The sequence below is a fragment of the Anaerobacillus sp. ABA4_114 genome (assembly GCF_056159065.1).
Map to the genome: position 1 here is coordinate 140,363 of NZ_JBSWUM010000002.1, position 17,520 is coordinate 157,882.

Below are 17,520 nucleotides of genomic sequence, written 5' to 3' on the forward strand. Positions count from 1 at the left end.
AATTATACATGGGAGGGATTTATTTGGTTAATGATCAAGTAGTAGTGATTACTGGTTCTGCAAGAGGAATCGGTTTTGAAATTGGGAAGCGTTTTGCGGAGAACGGTGCTCGTGTTGTTCTCTCTGATATTAATAAAGAAGGCGTTGAGGCTTCAGCTAAGGAACTAGTTGACCTTGGTTATGAATCGATTGGGATTAAGGCTGATGTTACAAAAGAAGATGAAATTAAAAACCTTATCGAAACAGCTAAGTCTTATTATGGTAGAGTCGATACCCTAATTAATAATGCGGGTCTTCAACATGTTTCTCCTATTGAAGAGTTCGCGACTGAAAAGTATGAGCTCATGATTAAGATCATGCTTACAGCTCCATTCATTGCAACGAAGCACGCATTCCCTATCATGAAAGAACAAGGCTTCGGACGTATTATTAACGTATCGTCTATCAATGGTCTGATTGGATTTGCAGGTAAAGCTGCTTATAACAGTGCGAAACATGGTGTGATCGGTCTAACGAAAGTAGCGGCTCTTGAAGGAGCGGCTGAAGGTGTGACTGTTAACGCAATCTGCCCAGGTTACGTTGATACTCCACTCGTTCGTGGTCAAATGGAGGACTTAGCTAAAACGCGCGGTGTAGCTCTAGAAGATGTTCTTGAGGAAGTTCTTTACCCGCTCATCCCTCAACGTCGTCTCCTACAGGTGAATGAAATTGCTGATTATGCAATCTTCCTTGCAAGTGAGAAAGCGGCTGGAGTTACTGGTCAAGCAGTTGTTATGGACGGTGGATATACAGCTCAGTAATTTAATAGCTTAATCTAATAAGTAGTTCAGTTTTGGAGTGCAAAATCAATTTGCGTCCTTAATTGGGCTACTTATATTTTTTTACATTTAAAATAATCATACTCATTCGCTATATAGATGAAAGGTTATAAGGAAGGATGGAGAAAAATAAAATCACATTACTCTATTTAAAAGTTTCAGAATGTCGGAGCTGCTATGATGCAAATTTTAACCAATCATCTTTTGTTCTGCTATACTTTTGGAGATTAGAAGAGATTGATAAATCATAAGAAGAATTTGAGGGGAGAAAAAGGATGAGCTTTAAACAAGGAGATATTATACAATATTGCGATGAACTATTTGAAGTTGAGCAAAACTACGGAAGAAGTGGTTCTGTTTGGGAAGTGGATTCAGATTATAAAAGAACAGGTGTAAAAGTATCTAACTTTAGATGGGCTTGTTATGGAGAAGAATGTACATTAGTTAGACCTGCCTAAATAGCATAGAGAGAAGAGATCAATATTGTGCAAAAAAAGGAGTATGTTCAGATGATAAAGTATTTCAATGGTATCCCAATTATGATAGAAAACACAATTACAACAGACAATAAAGAAGAAAAGTATTACATCAGCTACAATCCTTCTAGAAGAGATTATGGAATAGATACAACAGCTTTAGTGATAAACATTGGAGATAATGAAAGACAGGTATTTTATATACTAAAGGGTAATCATTCAGAACAATATGAAGCCTGTAAAGACTTAAAAGAATGTATTAGTTATTTCGTTAATAATAAAGAGTCTATACATCAATTTAGTGATGCACTTGAGCATTAATGTTTCAATGTGTTACTGAACAATCCGAAGAGAAAGTTAAGCAAATTAAAAACCACAAAGAACATAATTTCTTTGTGGTTTTCTTGTTGTTTCGCTAGTCATTTTAGGTGGTGAAAGCGTAGCTATTTCATTTACTATAACTTCATTGGTGCCATATTACATTTATCATTGGGTGGAAAATGACCCACCTTGGTCCGCATTGATAAGAGGCTTGGTGGGTTCTGTTAAATTAATAATATTTATTTGCGTAAATAATGTCAATAAAATTCAGAGTGTGAATCAACATTTTATAAGAATTCGTACTTACAGCAAGGTGTGTTTTCCCGTCAAATGAAATTTCTAGTATACTTGTGAAGGAAACAAAAACATTATTGGGGGGACCAAGTATGTCAACGATTAGCGGTACCAAGGAAATTCCACTTACAGAGGGGTTATTACACCTTATTATATTGGTGCAGGATTATGATAAGTTCCAATTATCAAAACGAATTTATAATAAAGCTCACGGGAAAGAAATTCCTCAAACGGATAAGGAGACGGAGCTATTCTTTTATTCTCTAGATAAAGAAGTATTGAATAAGTATGGTCTATCAAAAAACATTAGTTCTTACCGAAAAGTTATGAATTATGTAGTTACACCTGAAATGCAAGCTACGCTATTTGAAGATTTGCCTAAGCATTTTACTTTTTAATTTCTAAATCGAAATAATGTCTTAGCGAAATCACAAACAAGGTTTATGGAGGCTAAAATGAGTAATTCGTTCAGGTTGGATTTGGTAGCGAAAACGTTAAAAAGAAATGGGGAGAAGGGTTTAGAAGACCTTCTAAGTCAAAAGACAGATAAAGAGTTATTAGAGTTTCACAAAGCAATAAACATACCTAAAGAGCTAGTAAATAAAGAGATTAACAAACGCGATATTCTTTAGCATAAAAAAGTCTACTACTAAGTAGACTTTTTATTTTGAAGAAAAAATCCTGTTGTACAGAATGTATATTCTTTGGGCTCTCCTCTTCATCATTGTTACCTACCATATCGTCTTTTCTTTTTCTTTCCATAGTAAGATTTTGTTATAGATTCCTAAGAGAACAAAAATAATACCAAGTGGAAGCAAAACATATTTCAGCATAACTAACCCTAAATAATCATCCATTTCAATCATAAAGCACATTGCTGTTATACTAATAAACAGTAGCATTGTTACAACTTTAAAAAGTAAAATCCCTCTAACTTTTTTCAATTCAAAAAACAAACAAATATTTAGGATCAGGTTTACAATTCCAAAAACATAAAATGGTGTATATTCAATTATAGTATACAAGTTTTGCCTCCCTAGATCTGATTAATGAGAATGAATCCTTCTAGATTAACGATTCCTCTGACTGAATTGATTCTCATTCCATCTTATCATATTAATTGCAGGCAAAAACGAGTATTGATTATGATGTCCGTTTAAGTACCATTTTGCTTTAACCATGTGAAGAGAATGGGTCTTTCTATCCCTGTTAAGTCCACAAAAAACGCACCGATATCCCATTGGATTTGATGCGCTTTTTGCTTTTTTTAGTTTATTAAATATGGGCTTTCCGTCTATTGATTACTAATATGCTACCTCCGAGAGCGATTAATGCTAATCCACTTAAGGCGAGGGTAGGGTATTGTGTAGCTGTATCAGGCAACTTATCGCCTTCTTTCATTGGTTCCAAGGGCACTGCTGAATCAAGCACCTCTTGAGGGATGGTGATTGTACCAACTTGGTTGTAATTGCTAATCGACATCTCCAATGATTGTTTCATGCTCATAGTTTCATCTTCGATTTTCAATTCCATATCTATATCCATCATTACCTGTTTTACATAATACGTTTCTTTATCAATGGTTACTTTATAGTTAAGGGTGTTAACCGTGATCTGTTCCATGAGACCTTCCATAGGAGCAGAACCTTCATTCCCTGACATGTTCTGTGTAATCATCTTCATAGACGCTTCTAATAATGTTTTCCCATCTCCTTCATACGTCAACACGTATGAATCAGCTGCTTCTTCTACCTTCATATCTTTTCCAAGTTCTTCTGCTTGAGCCATTTGTCCTTTTACAGTCGACATTCCTTGGAGTTGCTCTAGATCCTGGGTGAGTTCTTCGGGCATTTTAATCCAACCTTTTTCAGGATCTTCTTGATAAAAGCCTTCTTCGGTCCAGTAGGACTCAAGTGAAACTTCTCCTTGTTTAGGTGATGTAGTCGTCATAGTTTGATGCATTGCAAAAGGTTTTAACGTGATGTCTGCTTCTGTTTGGCTGGATATCATCATTGATTCTCCCTCAATAGGGCTAGACTGTTTTGTGTTCGTCTCAGTAGAATAACTCTCCACTTTCGTCATCGCATCACTAGACTTTGCTAGGATATCCGAGGCGCTCATTTCGTTCGCAGAAGTGTGAAACGGAGCTCCTACAAAAACAATGGCTGCTACTGATAGAGGGGCTAGCTTCTTTAACATCCAAACACTCCAATTCGGTTATTTGGTAAAAGAAAGACAGAGAAATAATGTGGCAATAAGATATGTATGGTGCTACCGGATGAGGCACTTTAATTTCCAGTCCCTTTGACCTATTCCTTATTTTCCCAAGTGGTTCAAAACCAAACATTTTTTTACAATTCATTATTAAATGAAGCTAGTAGACTGTCTCTTTTACGCCGAAAATCCCGCTCTAACAATTATAATAAAGTGTTTTAGTGACCGGTTCTCTTCTGGTGAATAAAAGGGTCTGAAGGTATTTTTACTATGCTTCGGATTTTCAAGTATAGTTTCTAAGAGTAATAGGAGAAGAGGGGGGGAATTTATGAGAAGTGATTTAATAAGAATAGCTGGGATCTATGGAATGCTTTTTATTATCAGTTTTCCTGTTTTATGGATCTTATATCTCTTTGTATTTACTATGGCATTAGGAGGAGATGAAGGTAGCGGCAACTTCACAGGTTTGTTTGTAATGCTGGTGTTCCTTGAACTCTCTATGATTGTTATAGCTTTTGGTTTGGCTAAGTTAATTACACACGGGAAGAAAATGATTTTACTACTTGTATCTATAGTGGGGGTTTTTTTCTTCCAGGTGTTATTGGTTGCTCTGCTTGTTGGGTATTTAAATCATTTGCTTAAATCCTATAACAAGAAATGGTTGACCATATTATATGGAGTGATGGCTTTTGTTCCGCCAATAGTATTAGCTTTATTAATGTATGACACAGGGAATGAAGGGTATTTCATGTCGTTTTTAGGTATGTAAAAAAGGGGAGTAGAAGTAATTTCCTTTGCAATTTCTCATCTAAAAGTATTTGAACCGTATGTTTATTAGCAGACTTTCACTATATCTAAGTCTGCTTTTTTATTGGTCAGGAAGGTCGTTACAGAAATTGTATAAAACTGTTTTTATATATGATAAAATTAATGTGAAGTAATTCACATTCTTTCATAATACAAAAGGTTAAACGGGGGGAGAAAGCTTATTAAATCAAAATTAATAACCGCAATGTATTCTATTTCTATTTTAGCAGTTTATTTAATAATCTCGAAAATACTAATCGGGGATACCTCTTTTTTCGAAGTTATGTTGCTCGTGCACATTGTAGTTGCTAGTGCGGTAGGTATTATTATCTTTATTGTGCCGCTATCTCTATTGTCTGATTGGGTTTCTGAAAAAGTGCCTACATATCGTTTTATAATAGCTTCTCTTATACACCTGTCATTAGCTGTTACTACACTCTTTTTGCTAGAGGGATTCTACATTTATGCGCTATTGGCGGTGTTAGTGTTCTTCGCATGTGATGAGTGGCGAAACCGAAAGGATAGGGTATTAAATCGTAAATCGTTAGTAAGAAATGGCTTGTCTGCAATCGTTATGGTGGTAGGGTTATTGGGGATTTATCAGATGGATTGGCTCTCTGGGGTTTATCAAGCTGATCTCGAAAAAACGACAGACAGGAAATATCTAATTCCAGAAGGTTATCAAGGGGCTATTCTAGTCAATTATGATGTATCAGGAAAACCTAGTTTGCCACAAAAGAATGGTGAGACAATTGTTCGCATTTCAATAAAAGAACATGAAAGTTTCGATTTTAATGAGGATATTGTGTATGGTGAGGCTACTACATCTTCCTCAGAACCTAAAGGAAAATTACAAGATACCTTCTATTACGTTAATAGCAAAGGGGAACAAAAAAGAATTGATAATATCTGCATCCACCGAAGTGGAGCGGGAGGGTTCCAGTCTAATAGCGACCAGGAAATGAATTTCGAAACACTTCAGGTGACAAAGACTGAATGTGGTGAAGAGTTTATCATTAACGGCAATGAGTTTTATGGTAAACAAGAGTCAGAAGTTGTTGACAGTCTCTTTTCCCGCTTTTTAAGTAAAGAGTAGCTAAATAGGAGTGATTTATTTCCTACCTGAAGTAATGATAAATTAAGTGATTAATGAAAGTGTTTTCTGGTGCGGGAAACACTTTTTTTAGTTCCATGAGAAGTTGCTATTCCATGAAAGGAATAAAATAGTATGATGAATATGAGTTAAACTATATGAATCGGGGTGCTTGCATGGAGCGGGAACAATATTTTAATTTAATTACTACATTATCAAATTTATCAAGAGAGATGGTCGTTGACACGATCGATGATCGACGTAATTTTCCTGGGGAAGATATGCTACTAGTAGTATTTGATATTTTCCCAAGAGCTAAATCGTTTTTTAATATTCCTGATTACCATAAAACTAATGATAGAGAGCAATATAAAGAAACGGTCAGGATTAATCTAAAGCACTTTTTGGTTAGCCGATACAAAAAATGGTTTAGTGGAGAATATGAAGAGGCGGGGAATGTAATCCTAAAGTCATTATTCGAACCGAACAGTCCTGAAGCGCTATTAAACCTATCAGACACGCTTGCTACTCGTTATAAGGAGCCAACAAGTAAGACTGATGATGTTAAAATCATATTTGCGGACATTTTTAATCATTGGCTAACTTACCTCATTCATAATGAGGTTCCAGAGGAGTATCAAGGACCTAAAACCATAGAAGTTCCAGCGCAAGAGAAGAGGAGTGTAGTTGCTACCGCTAAATCCTCTCATCAAGAAACGGCATACTCTTGGGAAGCGGGTATAGATGATGGAGATGATTATCGAGATGAAAGTATCGAGTTTGATGATGACGGCTCTAATTGGGCTTATAACGAAAGACACGATGATTAGTAAATTATTTGAATCAGCTTTATATTATTGTAGTTAGAATGTGGGGTAATTTTATGAAGAAAAGAATGGATAAGACCGATCAAGAAATACTACGAAGACGCTTAAAAGAAAGACGTCTCTTTTTAAATATGACCTATCAAGATTTAGCATCGAAAACTGGCATCAGCAAATCTTCTATACAGCGGTATGAAACGGGAGGAATTAAAAATATTTCATATGATAAGATTTTTTCCTTATCAGAAGCATTAGAGGTAAGACCTGAATATTTTACTGATTTGACTAAAGATTATACTGGAGAATCTGCTTTTGAAGTGAAAGTGATTAAAAAAGAGGATAGATCGCAACATCTAGATCATATTAAAGATTTCGAGGAAAGAGCGATCAGGTATATAACCCCAAACTTAATTTCACAGGGATATAATATAGAACGGCACAGTCATGGCTCTGTAGGAGATATTGTTGCAACTAAGGGGAAGGAAATATGGCATATTGATTTCCTTTATACGAGAGATGTAAGTAAGTATCCAACTGGAATGGGGATGGGGAGGCAACAGCTTCTACTAAGGTTTGGTAGGCTGTCTGTATATAGTAAACCGATTACAAAATACTCGATAGTTATGGATAGACGTGTATTAGCAGAGCAATTCATTCAATTTAAACCTATACATTTAGACATTGAGGCTAGTATTATTATTTTACGAGGAACCGATTATGAAGAATTGCATTTCTAGAAAAAATTAATAACACAAATAAGCCCGCCAAGCCATTAGGCTCAGCGGGTTTTATTAATGTCACCAATTAATCCCTACTAAATGAATCCGGGTTCTTTTTTTATGGACAAAAAGGGATTGGTATTTTCACTCAAGTCATGTAATGCAGCCTATAATTTCATTGCAACTAAATAAATTCATAAGGAGCGAACAAAACATGACAAACAAAAAACAAGGTGTACTTGTAGCGCTAGATCCTATTAAGGTAACTGTAGAGAATACTGAGGATCAGCAATTACTGATTAAACGAGCGCAAGAAGCTGTTGCTCAAAAAATCAAAGAATCTTTTCCTATAGCGAAATACAGTCTTGTAGAAGAAGACGTCTTGTCCATGAATGAAGTCATTCAAGGAATGGTCGTAGAAGCTAAAGGAAAGCCATTGATTATTACTCACAAGACTAAAAAGAATGTTCGAGCGGTCATGAAAGGTAATCAATTGTTATCTGGACCGCCAGCAGCTTTCAAGAAGAGTAATAAGTCATACAAAGACGCTTTTGTGCCTCGTAGAGTAATGCAAGGAATGGAAGACTTCTTTACTGAGGGTGATTGTGGTTACCTAGAGGTAGAAGGTGAAAGAGTTCCAGTAGTTATTGGGGCTACGATAAGAGAAAAAACTAAACTTTACAGATTAGATAAGCTAGGGACAGAGTATACAGCTTCTCAAAAACAATTGGAACAACTGTTTTTCGATAGTTTGGAAGCTAAATAATTAAAGGTTAAAAAGGAAGTTGTGGTAATCTATTTTGTCGCTTAGGGAATTTTTAGAATAAGGAATAATTAAGGAAGTGAATCAATGAAGGGCTTTGAGGAAGGTATTGAGATCCTGTTTAATTACATTTACAAAGAGGGGTCTCTTAATTTAGAAGAACTAAATGAAGATGTTATTGAATACATTAAGGGGTTTAGACCTCCATTACCTGCAAATGAATTTCCTGAAGATTTTCCAGATGACCGTGGTTATGACGGTCGGTCCTTCGACTTGTATCGAGGACTTAGTTTTACAACAGAACAAGACTATGATCAATTCATAAAAGAAATCAATGAAGGGGTTTACCGTTCGAACCGCCCTTCGTCTTGGAGTTTATCAGACGCCGTTGCTGAGAGGTTTGCAAAAGGAGCTTCTACTAAAAATAAAGACGTGTATAAAGGGGTTGTGGTAAAGACAGAACGAGTAAGATTAGAATCCATCCTCTTTGCTACAATGAGGCTTCATCCCGAGTTAGAATTTGAATTTGAGGAGGAGTTATCTGAAATAGAAAATACAAAACTACATTCATTGCACGAAGAAGAGTTTGTATTGATGCCTGGAGAATACGAAGTGACCGTTTTACAAATCGATTGAGCGTTGTTGATTGAGACCTATAAAATCAACTTGATCAATTTGTCTTTGATGCAGTGTAAGAAGAGCTTAGAAATCTTTAACAAGTAAATTCAATGAGGGGTTTGTTTAATGAAATTAGGCGCGATTTTATCTAAATACGAAGTTGTGCAATTTGTTCATTCGATTCATTACAATAAACAAGATTTTGAGGAAGGAAACATAAGAGAAAACATCGAGGAATACGACAACTATCAGGTTAGAGAAGTGAGTATGGACTTAGTAGAAGATCCCCAATACTATGTTGATGAAGAGGTTATTGAAGAGAATATGGAGAAAGAAATCTCAACTATGCCACCCATTGTTTTAGGCTTTTACGATGATGGGGAGTTTCAAACAATTGATGGTGGGCATAGGGTAACGATCGCTAAAATAAAGGCTGCAGGCTCAGTAAAAGCATTAGTGGCTATCAAGGGATAAATGAATAACAAGGACCACAAGTGTATAGTGTAGATTATTCATTATCAGGTATTAGAGTACCATCACATCAAGGAAAGGAAAAGATATTATGACACAAACACAAACGTATTTAAAAACCTTTTTCGACGAAAAGGATATTCCATACAAACAATTTGAAATCGAGCATGACGGGATAAAACACTTTATAGATAACGAAGTCGTTATCGAACACATTTTAGCAGCACCGACGAGCGAGCAAGAACAAATCGCACCAATCCTTCGCAAGTTAGATTTTCTAAATGGTGACATTAATCATTTCTTAGAACATTTGGCGCATGGATTGGTAGCAAACAATTTCTAGAATGAGAGGAAAGGTAATACTACTTAGTGGTGGAAATACTTTGGTGACGAGGTATTTCAAGCAATTATGGTCTTTAGGTATTTCAATATAGCGGTTTAAATAAATTAGATATTAATAAAAAGAGAAGTCATAGTTCATGTGGCTTCTTTAATTTTATTTAAAAAAGAGTTCTAATTACGCTGTTTATTTGCTTTTCTGTGAAGGAAAAGTGCGGTTTTTACGGGCAAGTACCATAGAATTAAATGAAACATCATACAACAGTGCTAGCTGAAATTGGTATAATTAGTAAAGACAAATCATCTGCTCTTTGAAGAGTAATACGGCAGGCATTATCTAAGTGGAGGTTGTTAATAAGAGTAATAACTCTTGAAGGTTGAAGACTATCATCTAGTGAGGAGGTTTTTTCCGATGGATGTTCATAAATTCTATGATGCATGCTGCTATAACTGCGGTAATTGGTATACAAGTTCGTTTAAAGCACTTCTAGGAGTGAACAAAAAAGAAGCGATTAGGATTATGAAAGTAAATGGCTGGAGAGAAGTAGATGGAAAAACCTATTGCAATAACTGTGATGAAATAACAATACGATAAGGGGTTATCTAGTTTGGATAAGATAGAGAAAGCTATGAAAAAGGCTAAATTTTCAATAGAGGTTGAAGGTGTCGTTGTTACAGATGAAATGAGTGAACTTGTGTATAAATATCTCTCAGGTGAAATGACTGATGAAGAATATGAAAGAAAAGCTCTTGAGTTAACATTGAGACGTACCTAAAGAAAGTCAATACATGAAACTGATTCAACAAGGTAGCTTGTGCTAAAACAGCTACCTTTTTTTGTTGCAAATAGCTTTATTTCTAATGTGTGCAAACCAAGTGCAAATGAGGGATATTTCAAAATATTTAAATAATGGTATAATTTAGTGGTACTAACTTGAAAGGGGTTTGGAAATGGATGATAAAATTACAGTGAATGTGGGTAAGGTTTCAACACATCTATTTCAAATGAAGAAGGGGGAAAGTTCTAGACTTTATGAAATATGCATTGGTTCACTAGGAAATGAAGAAAGTACAGAGTCGAAGTATTTAGTGAAGACTTCTTTACTTGAACTGGGCGGTCAACCTGATTCCCCACATAACTATTGGGAAAAATCAGATGCAAAGACTGAAGAGCAAGCACTTAAGAAAGAGCAAGATAGACTTTATAAACTTTACAAAGAACTTTGATAAAAACCAACTGATCGTAATGATCAGTTGGTTTTATTAAGAGTTGTCTTTTGCTTCATAAGATTATAAAAGAATACTGGGTGACCGATAAAATTGCGTTTCCAAAGGCGTTTTGGGTCCTGTGCCATTCGATAGAGCCATTCCATACGGAGTTTACGGTACATGAGAGGGGCTCGTTTAACTGTTCCAGAGCAAAAATCGATTAGTCCTCCTACAGAAAAGGTTACTGTACAGGATAGTTTTTCGCGGTTTTTCGCAATCCATTTTTCTTGTCGTGGCATACCGAATCCTACTAAAAGAATGTCAGGTTTCTTGCTATTAATTTCTTGGATTATGTCATCACAATTATTGTGATCAAAGTAACCGGTATGAGCTCCTACGAATTCAACATTTTTATATTGTCTTTGCAGCCGCTCCATTGCAAGCTCAGCAATACCAGGCTTTGCTCCAAGTAGATACACCTTGTGAGTTTGGTTATTGTCGTGGAAATGCTGGAATAGAGCGGGAATAAAGTCTGTCCCATTCAAATTAGCTTTATATTCGAAATCGAAGACTTTTGCTCCTATCTCTATTCCAATACCATCATTTAAAATCAAATGGCTACTATTGATCGCGTTTCGAAATTCTTCATCTTGCTGAGCTAAGTTATAACCGTGATTATTGATGAAGCTTACTATGCTTTTCTCTTTGTTCTCTAATTGGTTTGATACAGCGTTTATAGCTTCTCTCATTGTTAAAACATGCGTTTTAACGTTGCCTAACCATTTCTTTTCCATCCATTTTCCCCTTAAAAACGTATTTTTGAATTCATTTGAAATGAAAACGATTACGTTTTATTGATGGAAAAAATGATTTTTCCCTTCATAGGGAATTTGTGTAATTAAGTAATTAAGGGGGAACAAGAAAATTGAAGTAAACGAAAGAAAATCTTAAGGAGGATGGAGTATGAATGGAGAAATTGGAGAACGGGTATTACATGATTTCTACGGGATCGGAACTATAGAGAAAAAAGGGGAATATGATGATTATCTTGTATCGTTCGATAATGGTGACTCAGAGACGGTCCTTTCACACCTAATAGCATTTTTAGGGTTTAAAGAGGACTCTTTTAAGTCTGATCCATACGGAGACCGCCATGAGTATAAACTTCCTTACAACGAGAGTAAGGTTTCTAGGATACGTCATGTATTAGAGGAATATGGGTACTCGTCGAATGCAGATTTTAGCAAAGGGAAAACGTTTGATATTAACCCTCCCGACAAAGATTATGTGAGGGTAGCGGATGATGGGTGTGGTGTCTTTTATTTATGGATACCTGAACATGATCAAATGTTCAATCCTGATATTATCGAATCGTATATCGAAGAATTGAAAGAAGGGAAGGAGTTGCTGGAGAAGATTAATGCTATTGTATTTGAAGATATTAATGTCACATGAATCAACATACAAGAATAATCTGCATGTATAGCTTTCAGACGGGATGTATTTGAAACGTTAACTTGTTTAAATTGAGAATAAAAAAAGGAATTGGTCTAGTGACCAGTTCCTTTTCATTATTAAATTCTTAATAAAAACATGACTGCCATTATAAGTTATGTGGGTGTAACGCTCATGACGTTGGCAGCCATGCAATTTTAGTTTGTGCCAGTTTTCAATTTTTATTAATTGTATTTGTTCATATCATAATCTATTGCTATTGTTGTTGAGATGCTGGCTCTTAAACCATAGGATGATTTGTCCGTATGAGGCTAGGTTTCCTATCCCTGTATTTTATTACATTCTAGATATGTACAATATTTTTATTGCAAGTACATAAGCTTAATAGTAAGAGTTACTTGTCTTTAGCAAACATAGGAGGGTACTACTATGGTCGATCTTCTTGTAGTTTCTTTAGCCGAATTAGATCGTATAAACAGGAGTGAAAGTGGCTTATTACAGGATATTTTTAGAGATTATGAATGGAGTCGATTATCTATAACTACTCCCAACAAATTAAAAGAAGCTTTACGTAATGATTCGAATGTCAATTATGCAAACATCCAGTTAGTGTTTGATACTGCATTGTTCAATCAACAAGTACACGGAAGGATATAGCGTCGATATGATTTTGTGGGGGCTTTTATTATTAGTCGTTTGTTTTGTGATATTAGCATGTGTTAATGATGTAATGGTATATAAGAATAAATGGACATTAGAGGAACAGGATTGGTCTTTCACTAACGAGAACCAACCCTATTCATTTGACATGGATTCGAGTGGAAGTGACATTGTCGATGATTATGAGAGTATTGAAGAAGAGTACACTAGATATGAGCGGGAGAGAGAAGAGGTTGAACTTACTGCGGATTTTATAAGGGAATACAGTAATTATCAGGAGCAAGAAACAGAGCAGTTCCCTAACGAAAGCTTTGTTAAGACAGGTAACAGAGATATAGTTGATTAATTTACATGGTCAATCTAATCATTTCATTTTAGTTATTTTGAGAGACTGTCCGATATAAGAAGATTTCTTGGGTGTTTCTCCAATGAGTATCCCAATTTTCTTATCGTACAAAATAGGGTCCATCAATTTCCCGAACCGTTCTACTTTTTGAACATAAAACTCTTCTTCGTTATCTCCTATTGTGGCTAGATCACCAATACTAACAAAGTTCGCCACTTCTTCGTAAGCTGCACCTTTGTTATCTGAGATGACTGTTAAACCTTCCACGCGAAAACAAAGGACCGTGCCGACATTTGTAATTGTGAATGCGTCCTCAATGAGGTAATTCATATGCAATCAACCCTTCTAAATTTGATATTTAGTATATGAGTCTATATTTCGCACAAATGTTAACTCATCCTTTTTTAAGTGGAAACGATATTCTTCAATGAGATGAATACAAAAAAGAGATTTGGAAGAATAAGTTATGCCTGAATTATAAAAAGCGCCCTCGATAACGAGAGTGCTTTTTTAAATCGAAATTTACACTTCTTTATATTCGTCTAACCCTTGTTTGCTACGAAGTAACTTCCAAAACAAATCTCCATCAAAGTCAGCTTCAATAAATGTATCGATCATAACTTTTGCGCCAATCACTGATTCGGACCATACTGCGCCAGGCATGGCATTATAACCATCTTTGACAACCACATAACCTTTTTTATAAGTATTTACATTACCATGTGGATATCTACCAAAATCTAATTTAGGTTTAATATGATAACCTTTATACTCAAGATCAATGTTTGGGACGTTAACTAAGCCGTTATTAACTAGTTCTGCTCTTTTTACCAAATTGTCATCTCCTTATAAATGAAGTATTTCTAAAAACAATATAACACATAACTTTAAATGTGGATGAATAAAGAAGTGAAACTGAATCGATATGTTTACGAGGTGCGAGTATTTAATTTATTGAAAGTGCTTTTTGAAAATAAAAAACAGGAGATATGGTTCCAACCTCCTGTTTTTCAATAATGTTTCGATGATTGAAGGATTGCTCATTCGTCCATTTCATCCAAAGAGTCTTTGATTAGTGTATCGCTTATATGAGCATACTGAGAGGTCGTTTGAACGGAGCTGTGCCCTAGTTGGGTCTGCACTAATAGTAAATTATTCGTCTTACCATAAAACTTCGTAGCAAAGCTGTGACGCAACATATGAGGGCTTAACTCAGGTTTGCCAAAATGCTCAGCGTATTTCTTTACCATCTTTTGTACCGATCGTTTATTCATTGGTGTAGGCTTCTTGTCATAAATAGCTACAAAAAGCGGGAAACTAGGATCCTCCTGAACGGTAGGTGCGTTGAAACGTTCAGTTCTCACTTTTAAATAGTCGTCTAAGTCTTGTTGAGCCTTATTTGAATAATATACAGCGTCTTCTTTGTCGCCTTTTCTAATAATAGAGAGGATGCGATTAATTGTATTCGTATCTTTCATCGTTAGCTGCACTAGTTCTTCTATACGGATGCCCGATCCTAAGAAAAGGGAGATGATAGCAGTATCTCTTTCCCGATTCTGTAACCACCAATTCTTTTGACGTGTACTTAATTCTAAATCACCAAATCCTGAGGCTACAAAGTCTCTAAATTGGCTATTTTCATCATCCATTAATATCTTACTTCGAATCCGATTCGCTTTTTGGCTTGGCGTGACCTTCACTTCTGATAGTTTCACTTGTTCCAATATATTTCGAGTAAGATAAGGTTTTCTAGTTGCTCTATCTTCTGTTTGAGATAGATATCTAAATAGTGTTTTTAAAGCTGATATCTTGCTATTGACAGTAGATTTTTTATTATTGAGATACGTAGATAAGGTACGCCGATAGTCTTCAATATCGTCCCTGATTAGGCTCTCCAGTGAATCAATAGTTATATCCTTAGGAGATTCGGCATCTGTAAGTCCTTCACTCATTAACCATTTAAAGAACGAATCGAAATTCCGTAAATACGATAGTAATGTAGTGGGGGAAAGGGTACCTTCATTGTTTTCTACAAATTTGATGACGAAATAGGGGTAGTGTTCCAATCGTTTAATTAGTGTCTTCTTATCTCGTTCTCTTTGGGATAGCATGGAGCACCTCCAGTTAATTCTAGGATATACCAAAATACAAGTGAGAAAAAGCACCAAAAAGGCGCTTTTAACGTGTTTAATTAATTCTGGGTTATAAACCTAGCATTCCAAATATATGTTGAAAGAGGGGGAACACAGGTAACAAATAGAGGAGTAGAGCTGACATTTGTTCCGCACCTTTTTCTGTATTCTCTAGCTGGCTAAGAGAAGAGAGGGCAAAGCCCGCATATAATGAAACGCTTAGGATAAACATGATTAACTCGGAATACGGGAAAGGTGGAATTAGAGAAGAGAGGAGTACAATAATAATTACCTCTACAATAATTGCCTTTCCTGATAGTTTTATGTAGTTTGATGATGTATGCGACATTTAAATCCTCCTGAATTGTGTTTTACATATAGTAATCAAAGAAAGGAGGATGTCAATTCATTTTTTTAGTTTACATAATATTATTATGTAAACAATTTGCATTATTTTTTCTTTTGTCTCATTATCCAGAGATTACCTAGCAAATGAGACACAAAAGAAAAAAATGACCTTTTGATAAACGCAATATTATCACTCATTCCAAGCTAGAATTTTAGCTGCAGCCTGAGATTTTTCCATTTTATTATCGACATAAAGAAGGGCGATATCCAACCATTGTTGGTCATCAAATTGTCTATCTGCAGGCATTTTAACAAACGCTCTTATGCTTTTCCAAATGATACTTGCTACACCTACGTAACTTCCGATCTCAATATTCAGTTCTGCTAATTTATTCTCTTCTTCGTGAATTTCTTTAAATTGTTGTAACAGGGCTTCTACCGCTTGTTGATCGTTCATGGTAAAACCTCCAGGTTAATATTATTGTTTTCCTGCCCAGCCAGAATTGTATTTTATCATCAAGTTAATACTTACCGAATCTAAATAAGGGATTAAATCGTCACTTTCGTTATCGAGATTGCTAGCCACTTGCCACAGGTCATCACTGACTTCTTTAATTACGGTTTTGACGGGTAGTTCGCAATATGTAGAAAGAAGATTAATACCGAAGTTGTATCGTTTCGTGATCATTTTCTTTTTAAGTCGTTTCTTCAATGTGATTAGCTCCTTTATAGAAATGCTAACAGAAGTTCTTAAATACGATTATATCATGCGTGTTGTCCCTACAAGTTCTTAGGTAATCTATTTTCTATATAACAGTTCATTAAATTTATATTATGTGAACAGTTAGGAGAACTGAAAAAATAAGAGTGGAGATTGTCGACCTCTCCACTCTCAAGACTTTGTTGATCAGGAATGGGACTTCACAGATCAGGATTGTTATTAGATATGTTGAGCATGGAATACTTCAACAATTGGCACAAGAATGATTATATCAAAGCAAATCATATGTTTCAATTGAAAAATTAAATATTAATAACAAAAAATATTTTTTAACTAAATTTGTTTTACTTTAAAACGTTTTTAACGCCGGTTATCATACTGATTATCCTAGGCATGTTGTATTCTAAGCATACGTCGTAAACTTCATCAACATGGTCCCCGAAAAGTTCTAACGCAGGTTCGTAGTAGTTAGTAATGTCTCTTTCGTAAATGCTCCTTACTTCGTCATCCTGTGCAGACTCTCCAAAATATGCATTTTTGTAGGATTTATAGCTTGGCGGTCCTCCAAAGTCTTCATGAACACATAAAAGCTGTTGGATCACACCGGTAGTATTTTCTTTTGGATCCTCGTCACTTTTGTAAATAAAGTGTTTAAGACGGTTATCAAACTTGATAGTGACTTCCCATACCCCCTCCTCCGCTCTTTCTGAAGTCATCTCGACACGGGAAAAGAAGTTTTCTTTGGTTACTTTCACTGTTGAGGGCTCCTTTTCTTAGATAATGTATTAATTAAGTACATTCTATGTAGTTCTCCCTATACCTTCCTAACAAAAAAACCAAGTTATATAGAGATATAACTTGGTTTGCTATTCTTTATCTGGGCTTGTAGTAA

The 17,520-nt window shown here is 35.4% G+C and carries 29 protein-coding genes; 19 read left to right on the forward strand and 10 right to left on the reverse strand.

Going from position 1 to position 17,520, the window contains the following annotated elements:
- Positions 1-23: 23 nt before the first annotated feature.
- From ACXAEY_RS22090 to ACXAEY_RS22110, 5 genes are all read left to right on the forward strand, one after another.
- Positions 24-800, forward strand: a complete 777-nt coding sequence (locus ACXAEY_RS22090) for a 3-hydroxybutyrate dehydrogenase (protein ID WP_474815207.1) — start codon at positions 24-26, stop codon at positions 798-800.
- Between the two features lie 293 nt (positions 801-1,093).
- Complete coding sequence (locus tag ACXAEY_RS22095; protein WP_474815209.1) at positions 1,094-1,276, forward strand: hypothetical protein; 183 nt, start codon at positions 1,094-1,096, stop codon at positions 1,274-1,276.
- A 51-nt stretch (positions 1,277-1,327) separates the two neighbouring features.
- A complete protein-coding gene (locus tag ACXAEY_RS22100; protein WP_474815211.1) occupies positions 1,328-1,615 on the forward strand; it encodes a hypothetical protein in 288 nt (95 codons plus the stop codon).
- 386 nt (positions 1,616-2,001) lie between these two features.
- Positions 2,002-2,307: a hypothetical protein gene (locus ACXAEY_RS22105; RefSeq protein WP_474815213.1), complete on the forward strand. Its 306-nt coding sequence runs from the start codon at positions 2,002-2,004 to the stop codon at positions 2,305-2,307.
- A gap of 57 nt (positions 2,308-2,364) precedes the next feature.
- Positions 2,365-2,541, forward strand: coding sequence for a hypothetical protein (locus ACXAEY_RS22110; RefSeq protein WP_474815215.1), 177 nt, complete (start codon positions 2,365-2,367; stop codon positions 2,539-2,541).
- Between the two features lie 99 nt (positions 2,542-2,640).
- Here the strand turns inward: ACXAEY_RS22110 and ACXAEY_RS22115 are convergent, their stop codons facing one another.
- Both ACXAEY_RS22115 and ACXAEY_RS22120 read right to left on the reverse strand, forming a co-directional pair.
- Positions 2,641-2,934: a hypothetical protein gene (locus tag ACXAEY_RS22115; RefSeq protein ID WP_474815217.1), complete on the reverse strand. Its 294-nt coding sequence runs from the start codon at positions 2,932-2,934 to the stop codon at positions 2,641-2,643.
- Between the two features lie 250 nt (positions 2,935-3,184).
- Positions 3,185-4,108 carry a DUF6612 family protein gene (locus ACXAEY_RS22120; protein WP_474815219.1) on the reverse strand — a complete coding sequence of 308 codons (924 nt, stop codon included), beginning with the start codon at positions 4,106-4,108 and terminating at the stop codon, positions 3,185-3,187.
- Between the two features lie 343 nt (positions 4,109-4,451).
- On the opposite strand from ACXAEY_RS22120, the gene ACXAEY_RS22125 reads away from it, so the two are divergent.
- The 11 genes from ACXAEY_RS22125 to ACXAEY_RS22175 all read left to right on the forward strand — a co-directional run bounded on the left by ACXAEY_RS22125 (position 4,452) and on the right by ACXAEY_RS22175 (position 10,984).
- Positions 4,452-4,892 (forward strand): hypothetical protein, encoded by a 441-nt coding sequence (locus tag ACXAEY_RS22125; RefSeq protein ID WP_474815221.1) that lies wholly within the window; start codon positions 4,452-4,454, stop codon positions 4,890-4,892.
- Between the two features lie 330 nt (positions 4,893-5,222).
- Positions 5,223-6,026, forward strand: a complete 804-nt coding sequence (locus ACXAEY_RS22130) for a DUF6843 domain-containing protein (protein WP_474815223.1) — start codon at positions 5,223-5,225, stop codon at positions 6,024-6,026.
- Positions 6,027-6,199: 173 nt separating this feature from the next.
- The gene (locus ACXAEY_RS22135) at positions 6,200-6,853 is read left to right on the forward strand and encodes a hypothetical protein (protein ID WP_474815224.1); all 654 of its coding nucleotides are present in this window, start codon (positions 6,200-6,202) and stop codon (positions 6,851-6,853) included.
- Between the two features lie 53 nt (positions 6,854-6,906).
- Positions 6,907-7,584: a helix-turn-helix domain-containing protein gene (locus ACXAEY_RS22140; protein ID WP_474815226.1), complete on the forward strand. Its 678-nt coding sequence runs from the start codon at positions 6,907-6,909 to the stop codon at positions 7,582-7,584.
- Positions 7,585-7,780: 196 nt separating this feature from the next.
- Complete coding sequence (locus ACXAEY_RS22145; RefSeq protein WP_474815228.1) at positions 7,781-8,332, forward strand: hypothetical protein; 552 nt, start codon at positions 7,781-7,783, stop codon at positions 8,330-8,332.
- A gap of 84 nt (positions 8,333-8,416) precedes the next feature.
- Positions 8,417-8,965 carry a hypothetical protein gene (locus tag ACXAEY_RS22150; protein WP_474815230.1) on the forward strand — a complete coding sequence of 183 codons (549 nt, stop codon included), beginning with the start codon at positions 8,417-8,419 and terminating at the stop codon, positions 8,963-8,965.
- Between the two features lie 108 nt (positions 8,966-9,073).
- Positions 9,074-9,421 (forward strand): hypothetical protein, encoded by a 348-nt coding sequence (locus ACXAEY_RS22155; RefSeq protein WP_474815232.1) that lies wholly within the window; start codon positions 9,074-9,076, stop codon positions 9,419-9,421.
- An 88-nt stretch (positions 9,422-9,509) separates the two neighbouring features.
- On the forward strand, positions 9,510-9,761 hold the full coding sequence (locus ACXAEY_RS22160) for a hypothetical protein (RefSeq protein ID WP_474815235.1): 252 nt from the start codon (positions 9,510-9,512) through the stop codon (positions 9,759-9,761).
- Between the two features lie 408 nt (positions 9,762-10,169).
- Positions 10,170-10,352, forward strand: a complete 183-nt coding sequence (locus ACXAEY_RS22165) for a hypothetical protein (protein ID WP_474815237.1) — start codon at positions 10,170-10,172, stop codon at positions 10,350-10,352.
- Positions 10,353-10,365: 13 nt separating this feature from the next.
- Positions 10,366-10,533 (forward strand): hypothetical protein, encoded by a 168-nt coding sequence (locus ACXAEY_RS22170; RefSeq protein WP_474815239.1) that lies wholly within the window; start codon positions 10,366-10,368, stop codon positions 10,531-10,533.
- 175 nt (positions 10,534-10,708) lie between these two features.
- Positions 10,709-10,984 (forward strand): hypothetical protein, encoded by a 276-nt coding sequence (locus ACXAEY_RS22175; protein WP_474815242.1) that lies wholly within the window; start codon positions 10,709-10,711, stop codon positions 10,982-10,984.
- Between the two features lie 23 nt (positions 10,985-11,007).
- Here ACXAEY_RS22175 and ACXAEY_RS22180 read toward each other — a convergent pair whose 3' ends face one another.
- Positions 11,008-11,760, reverse strand: a complete 753-nt coding sequence (locus ACXAEY_RS22180) for a WecB/TagA/CpsF family glycosyltransferase (RefSeq protein ID WP_474815244.1) — start codon at positions 11,758-11,760, stop codon at positions 11,008-11,010.
- Between the two features lie 169 nt (positions 11,761-11,929).
- On the opposite strand from ACXAEY_RS22180, the gene ACXAEY_RS22185 reads away from it, so the two are divergent.
- The 3 genes from ACXAEY_RS22185 to ACXAEY_RS22195 all read left to right on the forward strand — a co-directional run bounded on the left by ACXAEY_RS22185 (position 11,930) and on the right by ACXAEY_RS22195 (position 13,427).
- Positions 11,930-12,421 (forward strand): hypothetical protein, encoded by a 492-nt coding sequence (locus tag ACXAEY_RS22185; protein ID WP_474815246.1) that lies wholly within the window; start codon positions 11,930-11,932, stop codon positions 12,419-12,421.
- 429 nt (positions 12,422-12,850) lie between these two features.
- Positions 12,851-13,078, forward strand: coding sequence for a hypothetical protein (locus ACXAEY_RS22190; protein WP_474815248.1), 228 nt, complete (start codon positions 12,851-12,853; stop codon positions 13,076-13,078).
- Positions 13,079-13,085: 7 nt separating this feature from the next.
- The gene (locus tag ACXAEY_RS22195) at positions 13,086-13,427 is read left to right on the forward strand and encodes a hypothetical protein (RefSeq protein ID WP_474815249.1); all 342 of its coding nucleotides are present in this window, start codon (positions 13,086-13,088) and stop codon (positions 13,425-13,427) included.
- A gap of 18 nt (positions 13,428-13,445) precedes the next feature.
- On the opposite strand, the gene ACXAEY_RS22200 is transcribed toward ACXAEY_RS22195, so the two are convergent.
- The 7 genes from ACXAEY_RS22200 to ACXAEY_RS22230 all read right to left on the reverse strand — a co-directional run bounded on the left by ACXAEY_RS22200 (position 13,446) and on the right by ACXAEY_RS22230 (position 17,383).
- Positions 13,446-13,757, reverse strand: coding sequence for a hypothetical protein (locus ACXAEY_RS22200; protein WP_474815250.1), 312 nt, complete (start codon positions 13,755-13,757; stop codon positions 13,446-13,448).
- 192 nt (positions 13,758-13,949) lie between these two features.
- Complete coding sequence (locus ACXAEY_RS22205) at positions 13,950-14,261, reverse strand: hypothetical protein (RefSeq protein ID WP_474815252.1); 312 nt, start codon at positions 14,259-14,261, stop codon at positions 13,950-13,952.
- 206 nt (positions 14,262-14,467) lie between these two features.
- Positions 14,468-15,538 (reverse strand): tyrosine recombinase XerS, encoded by a 1,071-nt coding sequence (gene xerS, locus ACXAEY_RS22210; RefSeq protein WP_474815254.1) that lies wholly within the window; start codon positions 15,536-15,538, stop codon positions 14,468-14,470.
- A gap of 91 nt (positions 15,539-15,629) precedes the next feature.
- Complete coding sequence (locus ACXAEY_RS22215) at positions 15,630-15,908, reverse strand: hypothetical protein (protein WP_474815256.1); 279 nt, start codon at positions 15,906-15,908, stop codon at positions 15,630-15,632.
- A 189-nt stretch (positions 15,909-16,097) separates the two neighbouring features.
- Positions 16,098-16,364, reverse strand: a complete 267-nt coding sequence (locus tag ACXAEY_RS22220; protein WP_474815258.1) for a hypothetical protein — start codon at positions 16,362-16,364, stop codon at positions 16,098-16,100.
- A 21-nt stretch (positions 16,365-16,385) separates the two neighbouring features.
- Complete coding sequence (locus ACXAEY_RS22225; RefSeq protein WP_474815260.1) at positions 16,386-16,619, reverse strand: hypothetical protein; 234 nt, start codon at positions 16,617-16,619, stop codon at positions 16,386-16,388.
- A 353-nt stretch (positions 16,620-16,972) separates the two neighbouring features.
- Positions 16,973-17,383, reverse strand: a complete 411-nt coding sequence (locus ACXAEY_RS22230; RefSeq protein ID WP_474815261.1) for a hypothetical protein — start codon at positions 17,381-17,383, stop codon at positions 16,973-16,975.
- Positions 17,384-17,520 lie beyond the last annotated feature (137 nt).

Excerpts from the sequence above, each read along its gene's own strand:
- ACXAEY_RS22095 (WP_474815209.1), top strand. The coding sequence starts at position 1,094 with ATGAGCTTTAAACAAGGAGATATTATACAATATTGCGATGAACTATTT.
- ACXAEY_RS22100 (WP_474815211.1), top strand. The coding sequence starts at position 1,328 with ATGATAAAGTATTTCAATGGTATCCCAATTATGATAGAAAACACAATT.
- ACXAEY_RS22105 (WP_474815213.1), top strand. The coding sequence starts at position 2,002 with ATGTCAACGATTAGCGGTACCAAGGAAATTCCACTTACAGAGGGGTTA.
- ACXAEY_RS22110 (WP_474815215.1), top strand. The coding sequence starts at position 2,365 with ATGAGTAATTCGTTCAGGTTGGATTTGGTAGCGAAAACGTTAAAAAGA.
- ACXAEY_RS22120 (WP_474815219.1), bottom strand. The coding sequence starts at position 4,108 with ATGTTAAAGAAGCTAGCCCCTCTATCAGTAGCAGCCATTGTTTTTGTA.
- ACXAEY_RS22125 (WP_474815221.1), top strand. The coding sequence starts at position 4,452 with ATGAGAAGTGATTTAATAAGAATAGCTGGGATCTATGGAATGCTTTTT.
- ACXAEY_RS22135 (WP_474815224.1), top strand. The coding sequence starts at position 6,200 with ATGGAGCGGGAACAATATTTTAATTTAATTACTACATTATCAAATTTA.
- ACXAEY_RS22140 (WP_474815226.1), top strand. The coding sequence starts at position 6,907 with ATGAAGAAAAGAATGGATAAGACCGATCAAGAAATACTACGAAGACGC.
- ACXAEY_RS22145 (WP_474815228.1), top strand. The coding sequence starts at position 7,781 with ATGACAAACAAAAAACAAGGTGTACTTGTAGCGCTAGATCCTATTAAG.
- ACXAEY_RS22150 (WP_474815230.1), top strand. The coding sequence starts at position 8,417 with ATGAAGGGCTTTGAGGAAGGTATTGAGATCCTGTTTAATTACATTTAC.
- ACXAEY_RS22155 (WP_474815232.1), top strand. The coding sequence starts at position 9,074 with ATGAAATTAGGCGCGATTTTATCTAAATACGAAGTTGTGCAATTTGTT.
- ACXAEY_RS22160 (WP_474815235.1), top strand. The coding sequence starts at position 9,510 with ATGACACAAACACAAACGTATTTAAAAACCTTTTTCGACGAAAAGGAT.
- ACXAEY_RS22165 (WP_474815237.1), top strand. The coding sequence starts at position 10,170 with ATGGATGTTCATAAATTCTATGATGCATGCTGCTATAACTGCGGTAAT.
- ACXAEY_RS22175 (WP_474815242.1), top strand. The coding sequence starts at position 10,709 with ATGGATGATAAAATTACAGTGAATGTGGGTAAGGTTTCAACACATCTA.
- ACXAEY_RS22180 (WP_474815244.1), bottom strand. The coding sequence starts at position 11,760 with ATGGAAAAGAAATGGTTAGGCAACGTTAAAACGCATGTTTTAACAATG.
- ACXAEY_RS22185 (WP_474815246.1), top strand. The coding sequence starts at position 11,930 with ATGAATGGAGAAATTGGAGAACGGGTATTACATGATTTCTACGGGATC.
- ACXAEY_RS22190 (WP_474815248.1), top strand. The coding sequence starts at position 12,851 with ATGGTCGATCTTCTTGTAGTTTCTTTAGCCGAATTAGATCGTATAAAC.
- ACXAEY_RS22195 (WP_474815249.1), top strand. The coding sequence starts at position 13,086 with ATGATTTTGTGGGGGCTTTTATTATTAGTCGTTTGTTTTGTGATATTA.
- ACXAEY_RS22200 (WP_474815250.1), bottom strand. The coding sequence starts at position 13,757 with ATGAATTACCTCATTGAGGACGCATTCACAATTACAAATGTCGGCACG.
- xerS (WP_474815254.1), bottom strand. The coding sequence starts at position 15,538 with ATGCTATCCCAAAGAGAACGAGATAAGAAGACACTAATTAAACGATTG.
- ACXAEY_RS22215 (WP_474815256.1), bottom strand. The coding sequence starts at position 15,908 with ATGTCGCATACATCATCAAACTACATAAAACTATCAGGAAAGGCAATT.
- ACXAEY_RS22220 (WP_474815258.1), bottom strand. The coding sequence starts at position 16,364 with ATGAACGATCAACAAGCGGTAGAAGCCCTGTTACAACAATTTAAAGAA.